Source organism: Planctobacterium marinum (genome assembly GCF_036322805.1).
In the GTDB taxonomy this organism is placed as follows: domain Bacteria; phylum Pseudomonadota; class Gammaproteobacteria; order Enterobacterales; family Alteromonadaceae; genus Planctobacterium; species Planctobacterium marinum_A.
On the sequence record NZ_AP027272.1, the window covers coordinates 2029614 to 2044686 of the forward strand.

Here is a 15073-nt window from a genome sequence, read left to right on the forward strand (position 1 = left end):
TGTTATGACAGATGACAAAGGCCCGAAAAAACAAAAAGTCGAATCCTCAATCGAAAAACTTGAAGACCGCATTGCCCCCGGTGGTATAGGCGGTTTGGTTGGCGATCTCGGTATTGAATCAAATGATGCCCCCACTGCAGATAATGATGGGGGCCACCTCCGGGAGGAGACGACCATCCTCCGGGAGATGAAGGTGGCGATCCTCCTCCGGGTGGAGAAGGGGAAACGTCCGACGGTGGCAACACTGTTACCCATCCAGATGGCACGGTTGAAACTTATAACGAAGATGGCTCTGGAAGCGTCGTTTATCCCGATGGCTCTACTGAGACGTGGGATGGTCAAGGCGGCGGCACTTGGGATGACGGTCAGGGCAATACTGCCCAATGGAGCGCCGATGGTTCGGGCTCTTGGACTTCATCAGATGGCAGTAGTGGATATCACAATGCCGATGGTTCAGGTGGTTATAACAACGCCGATGGTAGTCACGGTAGTTACAGCGCAGATGGTTCTTATAGTCATACTGAAGCTGACGGAACTATTTATCAAGGCAATGCCGATGGTTCAGGCTCGATTACTTATCCGGATGGCACCAGTGAAGCCTGGGATGCGCAGGGTAATCCAGTGGGCAGTGATTCTGGTGGCGACTCGGGGGACACTGGCGGTGAACCTCCCGCAGGTGATGGCAGCGAAGAAGGGCCGGAAACTGGCACAACCACGCATCCTGATGGCACTGTAGAAACCTGGAACGACGATGGTTCTGGCTCAGTGCAATATCCAGATGGTTCCTCGGAAACCTGGGATGGCCAAGGTGGCGGTACCTGGGACGATGGACAAGGCAATTCTAGCACCTGGAGCGCCGATGGTTCCGGAACCTGGAACAATGCTGACGGTAGTAGTGGGTACTATAACGCTGATGGCTCTGGGGGATACAACAATGCTGATGGCAGCCACGGTGAATACAATGCCGACGGCTCTGGGTCACACACTGAGGCCGATGGCACAGCTTATACTTGGAATGCCGATGGTTCGGGTGGTGTTGAGTATGCAGATGGAAGTTCTGAGACATGGGACGGACAAGGCGGTGGTACCTGGGATGATGGTCAAGGTAATTCCAGTACCTGGAATGCTGATGGTTCGGGCTCCTGGACATCAGCAGACGGCAGCAGTGGCTATCACAATGCCGATGGTTCCGGTGGTTACTCTAACGCCGATGGAAGCCATGGCTCCTACAGCGCAGACGGCTCGTATTCCCATACAGAGGCCGATGGTACGGTTTACCAGCAAAATGCTGATGGCTCAGGTTCTGTCACGTACCCAGACGGTTCTGTAGACGAATGGGATGCATCGGGCAACCCTGTGGGAGACCCAGGAGATCCGAGTGACCCAAGCGGTACCGGTGGCGAAGGAACGGAATCAGGCACAACCACTCACCCCGATGGCACCGTCGAAACCTGGAATGAAGATGGCTCTGGCTCAGTTGTATATCCGGATGGTTCCACTGAAACTTGGGATGGCCAGGGCGGCGGTACATGGGACGATGGCCAGGGCAATAGCGCTACCTGGAACGCTGATGGCTCAGGGTCCTGGACTGCATCAGATGGCAGCAGTGGGAGCTACAATGCCGATGGTTCAGGCAGTTACACTAATGCCGATGGTAGTTACGGTTACTGGAATGCCGATGGTTCCGGAAGTCATACTGAGGCTGACGGCACTATTTACCAATTCAATGCTGACGGTTCGGGTTCAGTGACTTATCCGGATGGCACAACAGAAACCTGGGATTCTTCTGGCAATACAACCAGTGGTGATCCTGCGGGAGGTGAAGGTACCGATACAACTCATGGTCCTTATGGAGACATCGTTGATGAACAGGTGGCCGAAGATGGCTCTACGGTTTATACCTATGCCGATGGTACGGTCGAAACCATGAATGCCGACGGTTCGGGCAGTGTGGTATTTCCAGATGGTTCCACTGAAACCTGGGATGGACAAGGTGGTGGCACGTGGGATGATGGCCAGGGAAATAGCTACTCATGGAATGCCGATGGTTCGGGCAACTGGACGTCATCCGATGGTAGCAGTGGTTATCACAATGCCGACGGCTCAGGTGGTTATGCCAATAGTGACGGTAGCCATGGAACCTATGGTTCTGATGGTTCATACACTCATACTGATGCAGACGGTACGGTATACCAACAAAATGCGGATGGTTCTGGCTCAGTAACTTATCCCGATGGGACTATGGATACCTGGGATGCCGATGGAACCTATCACAGTGGTAGCGAACCCGGTGAGGGAAGCGAAGGCACTGATACAACTCATGGTCCATATGGAGACATCATTGATGAGCAGGTGTCCGAAGATGGCTCAACGATCCTTACCTATGCCGATGGTACGGTCGAAACCATGAATGCCGACGGTTCGGGCAGTGTGGTATTTCCAGATGGTTCCACTGAAACCTGGGATGGACAAGGCGGCGGCACCTGGGACGATGGCCAGGGCAATAGTTACACCTGGAGTGCCGATGGCTCTGGGAGCTGGACATCTTCCGATGGTGGCAGCGGCTACTACAATGCCGATGGTTCGGGTAGTTATACCAATGGCGATGGTAGTCACGGCACCTACGGCTCTGACGGCTCATATACTCACACTGATGCAGACGGAACGGTATATCAACAAAATGCGGATGGTTCCGGTTCAATTACTTATCCCGATGGCACTATGGATACTTGGGATGCTGATGGAACCTATCACAGTGGCGGCGAACCTGGTGCAGAAACTGAAGAGCATGGTGGTATTGTCGACGAGCAGTTCAATGAGGACGGCTCTGGTACGGTAACCTATGCCGATGGCACAGTAGAAACCTGGAATGCCGATGGTTCAGGCAGTACTGCCTACCCCGATGGCAGCTCCGAGACCTGGGATGGTGAGGGCAATGGTAGCTGGTCTGATGGCCAGGGAAATTATGGCAATTATTACGCTGACGGATCCGTTGCCTGGACATCTGCTGATGGTAGTACTGGGTATTACAACGCCAGTGAAGGACAGGGTGAGTATCAAAATGCCGACGGCAGCAGTGGTACCTGGAGTGATGATGGCTCCTTCACCCATACGGATGCAGACGGCACTGTTTACCAACAGAACGCTGATGGTTCAGGTTCGATAACGTACCCAGATGGAACCGTAGAAAATTGGGAGGCAGGCGAAGCACCTGAAATGCCAGAAGGTGCTGGGCCGCAAGGCGGGCCCGATGGCTTTAATGAAGCTGATGAACACGGTGGTGTTGTGGATGAGCAGTTCAACGAGGATGGCTCGGGTACCATAACTTATGCCGATGGTACAATAGAAACCTGGAATGCTGATGGTTCAGGTAGTATTGCCTACCCTGATGGCAGCTCCGAGACCTGGGATAACGAGGGCAATGGTAGCTGGTCTGATGGCCAGGGAAATTATGGCAATTATTACGCTGACGGATCCGTTGCCTGGACATCTGCTGATGGTAGTACTGGGTATTACAACGCCAGTGAAGGACAGGGTGAGTATCAAAATGCCGATGGCAGTAGTGGTACCTGGAATGATGATGGTTCCTTCACCCATACGGATGCAGACGGCACCGTGTATCAACAGAATGCCGATGGTTCGGGTTCTATAACGTACCCAGATGGGACGATGGAGACATGGGAAGCCGGGGATGCACCTGAAGGACACGGTGATTCTGGGCCCGATGGAGAACCCGGTGATCCGGGCTCATACGGTACACCACCACCGGACCCAAATGGTTATGTAAACGAATTTATCTTACCTCTCTTTGAAGGGGGGAGTGATCCGGCTGAATGGGGACTTGACTATGATGAAGACGGCCCAACCAGTTGGACGCTGCCGATAGATATGGGAGATGTTGACCTGGGTAGCAGTACATTTGTCATTTCAGGTGACATGGTAGGTGAATGGGAAGGAGGTATCCCACCTGAAGCAATTGGTCCTGACGCTGATGGTAATTATACCATTCAGAGCTGGCCTATTGCCGAAGTAATTGATAATGGTGATGGAACTATCACCCTGATTTTTGAAACTGAAGAAATGCCTTAATCGGCAAACGTTAAAACTGATTGGAGAATTAATTATGGCTAAAATCACAAAAGCTGATCGCGTAAAACAAAGAGCATTAGCTGCGGTTGCTGGTGCAAAGGTAAATGGTTATAAGTTAGCTGCCAAAGCGCAGGCAGCCAAGGCTAGAGCTAACGCAAAGTAACTTATCAACTGTCTCGTCCTAAAATACGTTGACGTTTTATGCAGGCCGGTAGATTTTATCTATCGGCCTTTTTCGTAATGCACCTGGTTAGGTGTTTTCATTCTCAAACTCAAGTGCGGCCTCATCTCATTGTAGATGTATATCGATTCATCCACGAGTTGCTTTAATTCCCGCCTATTCTTGCACTGATGCAACAAGAACTCCTGCTTTAGTATGCCATTGATTCTTTCTGCTAAGGCATTCTGATAGCAATCATAACCATCGGTCATAGATGGAGTAATGTTGTGATTTCTCAGGACAGCCTGATATTCCTCAGAGCAATATTGCACTCCTCGGTCTGAGTGATGAATCATTGGATGGTTATAGTACTTATGCTTGATACTCATATTGAGTGCCTTAACCACATCTGTTGCTTTCATTTCATCGCTGAGTTCATACCCCATTATCTTTCGGGAATATGCATCCGTTGTTAATGATAAATAGTGCGTACCCGCATCTGACTTCACGTAGGTAATATCACTCACAAGCACATCCTCAGCCTGTTGAGGTTGATAGTCCTTCAGTAGATTCGGGTGCTTTTTCATCCAGTGACGGCTGTCGGTTGTTTTTGTGTAACTACGTTTGGGTTTAACCAACATGCCTTCTGCGCGTAAATAATCAAACAGTCCATCACGCCCCAACTTAATGCCAAGTTTATCAAGCTCTGGTTTCATCAGTTGGTAGAGCTTTCGAGTCCCAATCCGCGGCATGTACTGGCGCCAATACAGCACCATGTCCTTAACCGGCATTAGCCTCTGCTGCTTATCGTTAAACCGCTTAACCCACTGATAAAGCCCTTGAGGTGTAAATCCGAATAGGCGACAACAACGAGCTAGCTTTCTTCGTTTTTCAACTTTTCCCGCCCAGAGAGCTTGTCGTAGTACTTTTTTCTGTAGTTACTCCCACACTCGTTATCAACACGGGTTACTACCTCTTCCAGAACATCAATTTTGAGTTCAGCATCAGCTAATGCGCGTTCTAAACGCTTAATCTTTTGGGCGGGTGTTTCGTTGGATTGAGACATAAGTGAATGCATCAAAGGCTCAGACCAATCCAGCTTACCATGCTTTCGTAGCCAGACGAGAACTGTACTTCGGCCTTGAATGCCAAAGTGCTTTTGAGCTTGTTTGTAGGTGAAGTCGCCTTTTTCGACTTGCGCTACAACGGCCAATTTAAAGCCTAAGGTGTAATCACGTTGAGTTCGTTTAACGCGTTGTTTATCTGGGTTTCTCATAATAAGTCCTAAATGTGTAAACACATTTCAGGACGGGACAAACGATGAACTAAAAAAGGCGGGAATTTCCCGCCTTTTTTATTGCAATAAAAATCTTCTTTTTTGTTTATTACTTCTATACTTAGATTGTTGAGTTTCAGTCAGGAGTAATGGGTTTCCAATATGGTAAATAGAACCAGAGTGCAGGGCTCTAAGACCATGAGTAAGGAGGTTAGTGAGTTAAATCGCAAAATAAAAATCCTCTCCACTTCTCGAAAATTAACCCATGAATTCATTGGCCAGGCATACGATGTTAAACATCTTATGCAGATTGTGTTCGATCGAATATTGAATGCGCTGGATGCTGAAGCAGGTTCTTTCTGGGTCAAAGATGAAAAAAGCAAGCAAAATGTCTGTCAACTGGCTGAAGGCCCGGTTAAAAACGAAGTGATTGGCCTAAAACTCGATTTTGGCGTCGGTATCGTTGGTACTGTAATTGAAACGCAAAAATCAAAAATCATTCTCAATTGTGCCCGCAGTAAAGAATTCTCTCAAACTGTTGATAAGAAAACCGGATTTATTACTCGCTCCATGATATGTGTCCCCCTGATTATTGACGATCAGGCTTACGGCGCAATTCAAATCGTCAACAAAAAGCACGGTGTCGATGGCCAGTTTGATACCAATGACTGTGAGTTGGTGAAAGACCTGGCGGTAAGCGCTGCAATATCAGTCAAGAATGCCCGATTGATGGAGATGGAAAGCAAAGTCAAGGAAATGAACGCGCTGATGAGTATCTCCAATGAGGTGGTATCCTCACTGGATATAGATCAGGTACTCAATCTGGTGGTTAACCGTACCAATGAGTTAGTGGATCTCTCCCTTGGTGCTATTGCGTTATTGAATGACGATCAGACGCTCTCGATGAGTGTTATATCCGGTGGCCAAAAAGTCGATGCCGCAGATGCCAGACAAGTTGCAATGTTGGCATTAATGAAACAGGTACAAAACCTCGGACGCTCGGTTTACGTCGCAGATCGCGAACGCTACATCGCCAGTCAAAAAGGCAAACTGAACGATTGGGTTAAGTATTTGCGAGCACATGACGTACAAAGTCTTTGGTCTATCGCTATCAGGGATGAGGAAGGCGTTTTAGGAGTATTGTGGTTTGAAAGTACAAGTCCTCATTTCGCCGATGGCGGTAAAGGCGACCTTCTGCACATCATGGCCTCTCAAGCGACAGTCGCGCTGCGCAATGCCAGCTTGTTTAATAGCATCACCAATCGCCAGTCGTTAAAAGGTTTAAAAGACGCAACGATTAAGTGGTTTAAAAACAAAGGCCAGCGCGCGGCTATTATTGCTGTCACACTTGCTACTTTGATATTGAGTTTTCATTTTCTACCGGTTTTGCGTTGGGTTTCAGCCCCGACAACCGTAGAAACGCAATTAGGTCGAGGTATTTTCACTCCAGTAGACGGTCGGATCAGCAGCATTCTGGTGCGTGAAGGACAATCCGTAAATGCTGGCGACGTGGTGGCCGAGTTAGATAAGACCACAATACAGCTTGCCCTGACTGAGGCTCAGGCACAAATGGCGATAGCGGAGCGGCAGATTGTTGAGGCTCGGGCTGAAAAAGACAGTTTCGCTTTATCCAATGCCATTATTCAACGAGAATCCACCTTGGCTAAGGTGGTCAAATTGCAAAGTGATTTAAGTAATACAGAAATCGTAGCTCCCATCTCCGGTGTCGTGCTAAATACCAATGTTGGCGAATTGATGGGACGTTTTTTTGGGCAAGGCACCGAGATTTTTCGCATCGCCAATCCCGATAAATTCCGACTCGTGGTGCATGTTGCTGAAGAAGACATCATGGATTTGCAACTTGAGCAAGATGTCAGGGCCGTGCTACGAGCCCGTCCGGGGGAATACGTATATGGCAAAGTCCTACATGTTGGGCGGTCTTATGAGGTACCTACCACCATTCTCGAAACAGAGGAGGAGGTTGATACCAGCGAACTAAAAACCGGTTTTGTGGCGGAGGTGTTGATCACTCGTTCTGATTATAAAGTACTTCCCGGCATGACCGGACAGGCTTTGATATATACGCCAGAGACCTCCGTAGTTCAGCGCTACTGGCGCAGATTGCGCAACTTCTTTATCTACACATTTGGGCTGTAATCCTTGAGTGCCATACCCGCACCGCTGAGGGAAGAAGTCAAAGTTCGTCGCTTTGTGCAGCAAGGTGACGTCAGCTTCGTGGTAAAGGAGCCGGATAAACAAGAGTATTACCGGTTTAGTGTGCCGCAGATGGAGCTGATAAAGTTATTTGATGGCGTGCACGATCTCACTGCCATTGTTGCACGCTTTAATGAAACTTCAGAATTGTATGAATTTGATGTGGATGCCGCAGAGTCGGTGTATCACGCCTGTAAAGATTACCAAATACTGAAACGCACCAAGCAAGAAGAAAATGTCGCGCTATTGGAGCGCATCAAAGATGAACGTAAAAAATCGCTAATTCAGGCAAAAGGCAGCGTCTTGATGATGCGATTTCAACTGGTTAATCCCAATAAGTGGTTTGACAGTATCATCGAATCCATTCGATTCATGTGGTCAGCGCAAGCGTTAAAATTACAAGCGGGCTTTATTCTACTGGCCTTTATCACGATATTGTTTAACGCTGAACGTTTTGCTCAAGATTTTACTCAAGTTTATCTGCAAACTCAGCTCAGTGGTGTGATTTATATCTGGATAATCGCACTTTGCGCCATTGCATTGCATGAATGCGGTCATGGACTCACATGTAAGTATTACGGCGGTGACGTGCATGAAATGGGGTTTTTACTGCTGTGCTTCCAGCCCTGTTTGTATTGTAATGTCAACGATGCATGGCTGTTTGAAAACAAAACCCACAAAATTCAGGTAGCCCTTGCCGGCGTTTGGGTGGAGCTCTTATTGGCGGCGTTAGCGACTATGATCTGGCTACTGGTGGATGTCTACAATCCCATTGGTTACATAGCATTCGTGTTGATGACCATTGGCACGGCAAGTTCCCTATTGGTAAACCTCAACCCTTTGCTCAAATTTGACGGCTATTACATTTTGACTGATTGGCTGGAAATGCAAAATTTACGACAAAATGCCTTGGCCTGGTTTTCATGGAATCTTAAAACTACACTCTTCAATAGTGACGATGAAAAGCCCCTTAATCCAACCCCAAGGGAGAAACGAGTTTATTGGATTTATGGCACGGCGGTGGCGGTATATATGACCCTTATGCTGTCGTTTATCGCCTGGTTAGGATATCAGTTTGTTTATACTCAGTTGGGCTTCTTCGCCATTTTAGGCTTTTTGTATCTTGCCTATCGGTTGATTAAATCCATTACAGGAAATTGGTTGATGACAATTGTGCAATGGGCCCGACTGCATCTGTGGCAGGGGCGGAAAAGGAAAATAAGAACCTCAACTGGTGGTTTTGTTGCTCTATTGGTTGCGATTTTTTGGCAACCCCACCTGACCCTATATTCCGACGGAGAAATCGCGGCGGATACTCATGTTGTATATAGCCCCGCTAATGCCTTTGTGGTCAATGCAAATTATTCAGATAGAAGAAAATTGGAGTTACAAACAGGGGAACCATTCCTGCAAATGGCCTCACCTGAACTGACCATATTAAAGCAGGAATTAGAAGCGAGACAGATGGAGCTGCAGGGGCAAAAGGTTGCAGCCATGCTTGAAAATGAATCTTCCCCTCAGGCGAGATTGGCTATTGAGCTCGGACTGGTGGCAGAAAAACTATTGTCTACAGAGCAGAAATTGCATTCCTTGCAGGTGAATGCACCTGAGGGTAACTGGTCTGTGGAAGGTTTATCACCTGATCTCATTCAAGGGCGTTTTTTCTCAGAGCAACAAGAAGTGCTAAGACTGTTGTCAGAGGATGGTCGCTACTTTGATGCCATTGTTGATCAACGTGATGTGTCCTACCTGTCACCCGGAGACAAAGCTAAAATTAAACTCAATGCTCAGCTAAGTGACGTATTAGATGCTGAAATTCAGGTGATTTCTGCACTGGCTAAATCTGATGGTGTCGAGCAAAAAGTGTTGGTACGCATGGTGATTGACGGGTGGGATAATGATGACTATCTACCGGTGGGAATAAGTGGTGAGGCTAAAATCTACGGGGAAAAGCGCCCCCTCTGGCAGCATTTTATTTTTAAAATAAGAAAGTTCTTTAGAGCGGATTTATGGTTGTAATGAAATTTATATTCACTTTTGTACTGCTGATAGGTACACAATTGGCATTAGCTGATGCCCTTACGTCAGTGCACCTGCGAGGCGTTGTGGTGCCAGCGCAACAGGCCAAACTATCCGTTGCGCAACAAGGGCAGGTGGAGTGGATTGCTGCAGATGGCACAGAAGTGAAGACAGGTGAAACCCTTATTCAAATTAATGCAACAAAGCTCAAAGCAGAGATGATTCAGGCGCAGGCTATGTATCAGTCGGCCCTTGCTGAATTGGCGGCAGCGAATCACAGCCTGGAAAAAAGTCGTCGTTTGGTACAGGAGAATATACTATCTGATATCGCTCTTACGGAAGCTGAGTTTTCGGTAAAAACCGCCGAAGCGAAAGTGGCGGTCAATCAGTCAAAATTAGAACTGGCAAAACTGGCGGTGGCACAAGCAATAGTTTTAGCCCCCTTCGATGGTGTGGTGGCCAGTAGTAAGATTTCCATTGGTGAGTGGGCGCAGCCCGGAGATCCGATTTTGGAATTTGCCTCCTTGAGCACATTGAGTATGTCGCTGGATGTGCCTCCTGAATATACTGAGACATTATCTCCCGGAGACAGCACAACCGTTTTATTTGCTGGCAAACCTATTGGAACTGCGACAGTAAAGCGTTTGTTTCCACTTTTACAACCTTCCAGCGGTTTGCGCAGGGTCATCTGGACAATAGAAACTGATGAAACCATGCTGATTTCCGGACGTTATGTGGAGCTTAAAGCATGGTTTTAAGGTCTGTCAGGTTTTTGGTGTTCAGCGTTTTGCTGATAGTTGAATTGGCCAGTGCCGAGACCTTAGAGGAAGTATTAAACAAGGCATTTAAGCAAAACCTGGATTATCAGATTGCCCTTGAGCAATTGCAAACCGCCTACAATAATGAGCGCACCGCCTTTGGTCAGCTATTTCCTGACCTTAACCTTACCGCAAATCGCAATGAACAACTGAGTAATAATCAGCAGCTACTTAACAGCAGTGATTATTCTGCTCGACTTGAGCTAAGCCAGGTGTTGTATGACCCTGCCGTGTGGCATGCCTGGAAAGTGAGTGAGCTGCGCACATTGACTGCTGAGTTGGCTTACTTGCGACAAAAACAAATTTTGGTGTTTAACGTCAAGCAGACTTGGTTCCAACTGATTACTGATCAGGCGCTCTCAAAAGAAGCCCAAGCTTCTCTGGAACGCCTGAAACAACACCGCAATAATGCTCAGCATTTGTATGCTAATGGCAAGATATGGCGCAATGATTTACTGCAAGCTGATGTACGCGTGGCACGTGGAGAGCAGGCAAGGTTGATAGCAGAGAATACGGTAAAACGAACTTTGACCAATCTGAATGTGCTACTGAATCAAAATATTCTGGTTGATATAAAGCCGCAAGAGCAAGCTTACGAGTTGAACTCGACTGCGCAGCTAGGGCAGAGTTTAACCACTGCACTAGCAAATCGCCCCGACCTTAAACAGCTTCAAGTAGCTGTTCAAATTGCTCGCAACGAAAAGCAAAGCGCCCGTTCGGGTTACTTTCCCAAACTGACTGCACGGCTCACGCAAAATCACCTCTCCGAACAGTTTGACTTTGCAGACTCCTCAAGAAATACCCAACTTAGTATTAATATGAATTGGACCTTGTGGGATAATTTCTCCATCCGCAATCAGAATCGCAACGCACTTCACGCCATCGAAATCGCGCAAAAAAGCTATCAGCAAACCAGAGAATTGGTGCAACAGGAAACTCATAACGCCTGGCTGGCATTGCAAGAGGCAAAACAAAACATAGCGGTATTGGAGCAGGCGGTTGATCAGGCCGAAGAAAACTTTCGAGTAACGGAAATTCGTTACAAAGAACAATTGAGCACTGCGAATGATGTTTTGGATGCACAAGACTTGTTAACCAGCACACGCAATGATTTATTAGCCGCCAGAGGCGACTTTTTTACCGCATTAGCACAACTAGACTTTGCCATGGGTGTTGCAAAATAAGGGTTTACAAAGATTCTGCCTCTATTGTCCAAAGCTTTGATATAATTGACCTTTCCTATTTTCTCCTAATTGAGATGGGCTTGCATGCTTAACAAAATTAATATCGCTGAAAAGTTTTCATTATTTGATGATCTTTGGTCACCTAAGATATTGGGTGAAGCTAATCAACAGCTGATTAAAATTGCCAAAGGACTGGGCCAGTTGGTATGGCATTGCCATGATCATGAAGACGAATTATTTATCGTTTTTAAGGGTGAATTAAAACTGCATCTGCGACCTGATAATCAAGCACAGCACACCGTAATTTTGCAACCAGGAGAACTATTTGTTGTTCCTCAAGGTATGCAACACTGTCCGGAAGCTGATGAGGAGACGCATTTTATGATGTTGGAGCCAAAAAGCACACAACATACCGGGGCACACAGCACGGAGCAGACTAAAACCTTAGCAGAGCAAATATGGATCTGATATGAGTACGCATGATTTTGATGTAGTGGTTTTTGGTGGTGGCATGGTAGGGGCCGCTGCCGCTTTGGGATTTGCCGAACAAGGTTACAAAATCGCTATCGTTGAGCCCGTTTTACCTAAGGAAATCGAGCCTGATGCTGAGCCAGAACTTCGAGTTTCTGCTATTAGCCTGGGATCTGAACAGCTGTTAAAGGAACTGGGAGCCTGGCAATATCTGTTGAATCAGCGAGTGCAAGCGTATAAACAGCTTTCTGTATGGGAAATGCCACAGGCCAAAACACAATTTGATTGTGAACAGGTACAGGTGAGTTGGCTTGGACACATCATGGAGAATCTCAATCTGCAACTGGCGCTGCACAAAGCATTAAAACGCTTTGAGACTCAACTGACATGGTTTACTTGTGGTGAGGTAATTGATGCCGAATTGGGGCTGTGTAATCTTGATGGGAAACAGCACTCAACGTCTTTGGTTGTTGCCGCTGACGGAGGGTTTTCTGCTGTCAGGCGCAGTGTGGAGCTGGGTGAAACCGGCTGGCAATACCAACAGAAAGTATTGTCAGTGAATATTCGGACTCATGAGCGCAGTTTGGCACATACTTTTCAGCAGTTTAGCGAAAGTGGCCCGATGGCCTATTTACCCTTGTTTGACCACTTCGCCACCTTGGTTTGGTACCACGACGCTAATCGGGTAGATGAATTGATGAAACTCAATAAGTCTCAATTAAAAGCGCAATTGCTCTCATCGTTTCCAGCGTTACACAGTGATTTTGAGATATTACAACAAGGTTGTTTTCCCATCCGTCGCAATCATGCCAATCAATACTACAAGGGAAGAGTGGTACTTTGCGGAGACGCTGCCCACAACATCAATCCATTAGCCGGGCAGGGGGTTAATATTGGTTTTCAAGACGTCAAGGCGCTATTGCAGGTCAACCCCAATTTAGCACTACAATCGCAATTAGCTGGCTACGAAAAGGCGCGACGCAAGGAAAATACCTTTATGATGTCGGCAATGGACGCGTTTAACCTTGCTTTTTGCGATTCCAATCCAATATTAAAAGGCATACGAAATGTGGGATTGTTTTTGGCAGAGCGCAGTGGCCCGCTCAAAACAATTGCACTTAAACGGGCTTTAGGAGTAGATAAAATATGACCGTATTCGTGATATTGGGATTGCTGTTCCTGGCGCTGTTTATCGTGGTGCCATTAGTGGAAAAGCACGGTAAGCGTCACACGCCAGAAGAATTAAACAAGATCACTCGCTGGATATGGCCATTGGTGGGCATAATGCTGGTATTGCAGCTACTTAATATGGCATTTTTCTGAAGCAGGTTTTACACCTGCTTCAGAGTATTAAACTTGCAATAGTTACTACCAGATACCTTTTTCAGTTTCGCCTTGAATTTCACACTCGCCGGTTTTGTATTCCGGTTTCTCACCGGCATCCCGCTTGTCAAAATAATGCTGACTGATGGCTACGATGGTGGGGGTTAACATAACAATGGCAATAATGTTAATGACCGTCATCATACCCAAAGCCATATCCGCCATAGCCCATACTTCCGGTAAGGCAGCACTGGAACCCCATAAAATCATGGCTAGATAGCCAGTCGTGTAGATAGTTCTTCCTACCTTGTGGTCAAGCTTAAACATGTGCAAGTTACTCTCACCATAAGCGTAGTTAGCTACAACTGAGGTAAAAGCGAACAGGCTTATTGCTGCGGCAACAAAATCCGCACCGATTTCACCTAAGTGGCTTTCCATTGCAGATTGGGTCAGACGAATGCCTTCCATTTGATCGCTTTGCGAGCCGCCTGCCAGAAGGATGATAACCGCAGTACAGGTACACAAAATCATGGTATCGATAAACACCCCCAACATTTGTACATATCCTTGTGATACCGGATGGTTGGGGTTTGGTGTCGCACCAGCGGCAGCATGCGGCACACTGCCTGAACCTGCTTCGTTAGAGTACAAGCCTCGTTGGATACCATTTTTAATTGCAGCACCCAAGGCACCAGCACCTGCTTCGTGTAAGCCGAACGCTGAGCTGATGATGTCACCTAAAATAGCGGGCACGTGTTCAATATTGATTAAGGTGATTATCAATGCGGTTGCGACGTAGGCTACAGCCATAAAAGGCACAATGTATTCAGCAAAGGTGGCTATTCTTTTGAGCCCGCCAATAACAATAGCGCCTGCCACTAAGATGATCACCAAACCACTATAAAAAGTAGGAATGCCATAAGCATTATTGAGTGCGTCAGTAATGGTATTGGCTTGCACTGCACTGAAAATAAATCCATAGCCAAGAAACAGACAAAGGGAAAAGGCGATAGCCAACCAGCGCTTGTTTAAACCTTGCTGAATATAATAAGCCGGACCACCACGAAATTCGCCTTTTTCATCCCTGACTTTATACAGCTGTCCTAAAACGCTTTCTGCGAAGCCGGTTGCCATGCCTAATAGCGCAATCATCCACATCCAGAAGATGGCGCCTGCACCACCTAGCGATATAGCGACAGCTACACCCGCCAGATTTCCCGTGCCCACTCTGGCCGAGAGACTCGTACAGAGTGCCTGAAAAGAAGAAATACCTGATTCGTCGGATTTGGTGCTGCCTTTCATCACCGAAAACATGTGACCAAAGTGACGAAACTGTAAAAAACCCAACTTGGCGGAAAACCAAAAACCAGCAAAAACTAGCATGGGAATGAGAATCGGGACCCCGCCAATTCCGGGGAGAGAAATGGTGCTGCCCCAAAGCACACCATTGATGGCTGAAACAATATCGTTTACCAAAATATTTGACCTTATTGTTTTTTGGCAACAATACTGACTTCTG

At 47.2% G+C, this 15073-nt stretch carries 12 protein-coding genes; 10 read left to right on the top strand and 2 right to left on the bottom strand.

Annotation, left to right across the window (positions count from 1 at the left end):
• Window positions 1-4 precede the first annotated feature (4 nt).
• From AABA75_RS09070 to AABA75_RS09080, 3 genes are read left to right on the top strand one after another with little or no spacing between them, the layout of a single operon-like run.
• Window positions 5-736 carry a hypothetical protein gene (locus AABA75_RS09070; RefSeq protein WP_338292294.1) on the top strand — a complete coding sequence of 244 codons (732 nt, stop codon included), beginning with the start codon at window positions 5-7 and terminating at the stop codon, window positions 734-736.
• Window positions 622-4089: a T-complex 10 C-terminal domain-containing protein gene (locus AABA75_RS09075; protein ID WP_338292295.1), complete on the top strand. Its 3468-nt coding sequence runs from the start codon at window positions 622-624 to the stop codon at window positions 4087-4089. The genes AABA75_RS09070 and AABA75_RS09075 overlap by 115 nt, the downstream gene beginning before the upstream one ends.
• 34 nt (window positions 4090-4123) lie before the next feature.
• Window positions 4124-4252: a hypothetical protein gene (locus tag AABA75_RS09080; protein ID WP_338292296.1), complete on the top strand. Its 129-nt coding sequence runs from the start codon at window positions 4124-4126 to the stop codon at window positions 4250-4252.
• 59 nt (window positions 4253-4311) lie between these two features.
• On the opposite strand, the gene AABA75_RS09085 is transcribed toward AABA75_RS09080, so the two are convergent.
• A protein-coding gene (locus AABA75_RS09085; RefSeq protein WP_338292297.1) for an IS3 family transposase occupies window positions 4312-5525 on the bottom strand; the annotation gives its coding sequence in 2 pieces (ribosomal slippage) (window positions 4312-5189 and window positions 5189-5525; 1215 coding nt in all).
• A 198-nt stretch (window positions 5526-5723) separates the two neighbouring features.
• Here AABA75_RS09085 and AABA75_RS09090 point away from each other — a divergent pair.
• The 7 genes from AABA75_RS09090 (at window position 5724) to AABA75_RS09120 (ending at window position 13554) form a co-directional block, all read left to right on the top strand.
• Window positions 5724-7682, top strand: a complete 1959-nt coding sequence (locus AABA75_RS09090; RefSeq protein WP_338292298.1) for a GAF domain-containing protein — start codon at window positions 5724-5726, stop codon at window positions 7680-7682.
• A gap of 3 nt (window positions 7683-7685) precedes the next feature.
• Window positions 7686-9758 (top strand): hypothetical protein, encoded by a 2073-nt coding sequence (locus tag AABA75_RS09095; RefSeq protein WP_338292299.1) that lies wholly within the window; start codon window positions 7686-7688, stop codon window positions 9756-9758.
• Window positions 9758-10516, top strand: a complete 759-nt coding sequence (locus AABA75_RS09100; RefSeq protein WP_338292300.1) for an efflux RND transporter periplasmic adaptor subunit — start codon at window positions 9758-9760, stop codon at window positions 10514-10516. The genes AABA75_RS09095 and AABA75_RS09100 overlap by 1 nt, the downstream gene beginning before the upstream one ends.
• Entirely contained in the window at window positions 10507-11760 is a 1254-nt protein-coding gene (locus AABA75_RS09105) for a TolC family protein (RefSeq protein WP_338292301.1), read from the top strand. The genes AABA75_RS09100 and AABA75_RS09105 overlap by 10 nt, the downstream gene beginning before the upstream one ends.
• 84 nt (window positions 11761-11844) lie before the next feature.
• Entirely contained in the window at window positions 11845-12228 is a 384-nt protein-coding gene (locus AABA75_RS09110; protein ID WP_338292302.1) for a cupin domain-containing protein, read from the top strand.
• Window position 12229: 1 nt separating this feature from the next.
• Window positions 12230-13381: an FAD-dependent monooxygenase gene (locus AABA75_RS09115; RefSeq protein WP_338292303.1), complete on the top strand. Its 1152-nt coding sequence runs from the start codon at window positions 12230-12232 to the stop codon at window positions 13379-13381.
• Complete coding sequence (locus tag AABA75_RS09120) at window positions 13378-13554, top strand: hypothetical protein (protein ID WP_338292304.1); 177 nt, start codon at window positions 13378-13380, stop codon at window positions 13552-13554. The genes AABA75_RS09115 and AABA75_RS09120 overlap by 4 nt, the downstream gene beginning before the upstream one ends.
• 45 nt (window positions 13555-13599) lie before the next feature.
• Here AABA75_RS09120 and AABA75_RS09125 read toward each other — a convergent pair whose 3' ends face one another.
• Window positions 13600-15030 (bottom strand): alanine/glycine:cation symporter family protein, encoded by a 1431-nt coding sequence (locus tag AABA75_RS09125; RefSeq protein WP_338292305.1) that lies wholly within the window; start codon window positions 15028-15030, stop codon window positions 13600-13602.
• Between the last annotated feature and the right edge of the window lie 43 nt (window positions 15031-15073).

Bases quoted from the DNA above. Each gene is read 5' to 3' on its own strand.
- AABA75_RS09070 (WP_338292294.1), top strand. From the start codon at position 5: ATGACAGATGACAAAGGCCCGAAAAAACAAAAAGTCGAATCCTCAATC.
- AABA75_RS09080 (WP_338292296.1), top strand. From the start codon at position 4,124: ATGGCTAAAATCACAAAAGCTGATCGCGTAAAACAAAGAGCATTAGCT.
- AABA75_RS09090 (WP_338292298.1), top strand. From the start codon at position 5,724: ATGAGTAAGGAGGTTAGTGAGTTAAATCGCAAAATAAAAATCCTCTCC.
- AABA75_RS09100 (WP_338292300.1), top strand. From the start codon at position 9,758: ATGAAATTTATATTCACTTTTGTACTGCTGATAGGTACACAATTGGCA.
- AABA75_RS09105 (WP_338292301.1), top strand. From the start codon at position 10,507: ATGGTTTTAAGGTCTGTCAGGTTTTTGGTGTTCAGCGTTTTGCTGATA.
- AABA75_RS09110 (WP_338292302.1), top strand. From the start codon at position 11,845: ATGCTTAACAAAATTAATATCGCTGAAAAGTTTTCATTATTTGATGAT.
- AABA75_RS09115 (WP_338292303.1), top strand. From the start codon at position 12,230: ATGAGTACGCATGATTTTGATGTAGTGGTTTTTGGTGGTGGCATGGTA.
- AABA75_RS09120 (WP_338292304.1), top strand. From the start codon at position 13,378: ATGACCGTATTCGTGATATTGGGATTGCTGTTCCTGGCGCTGTTTATC.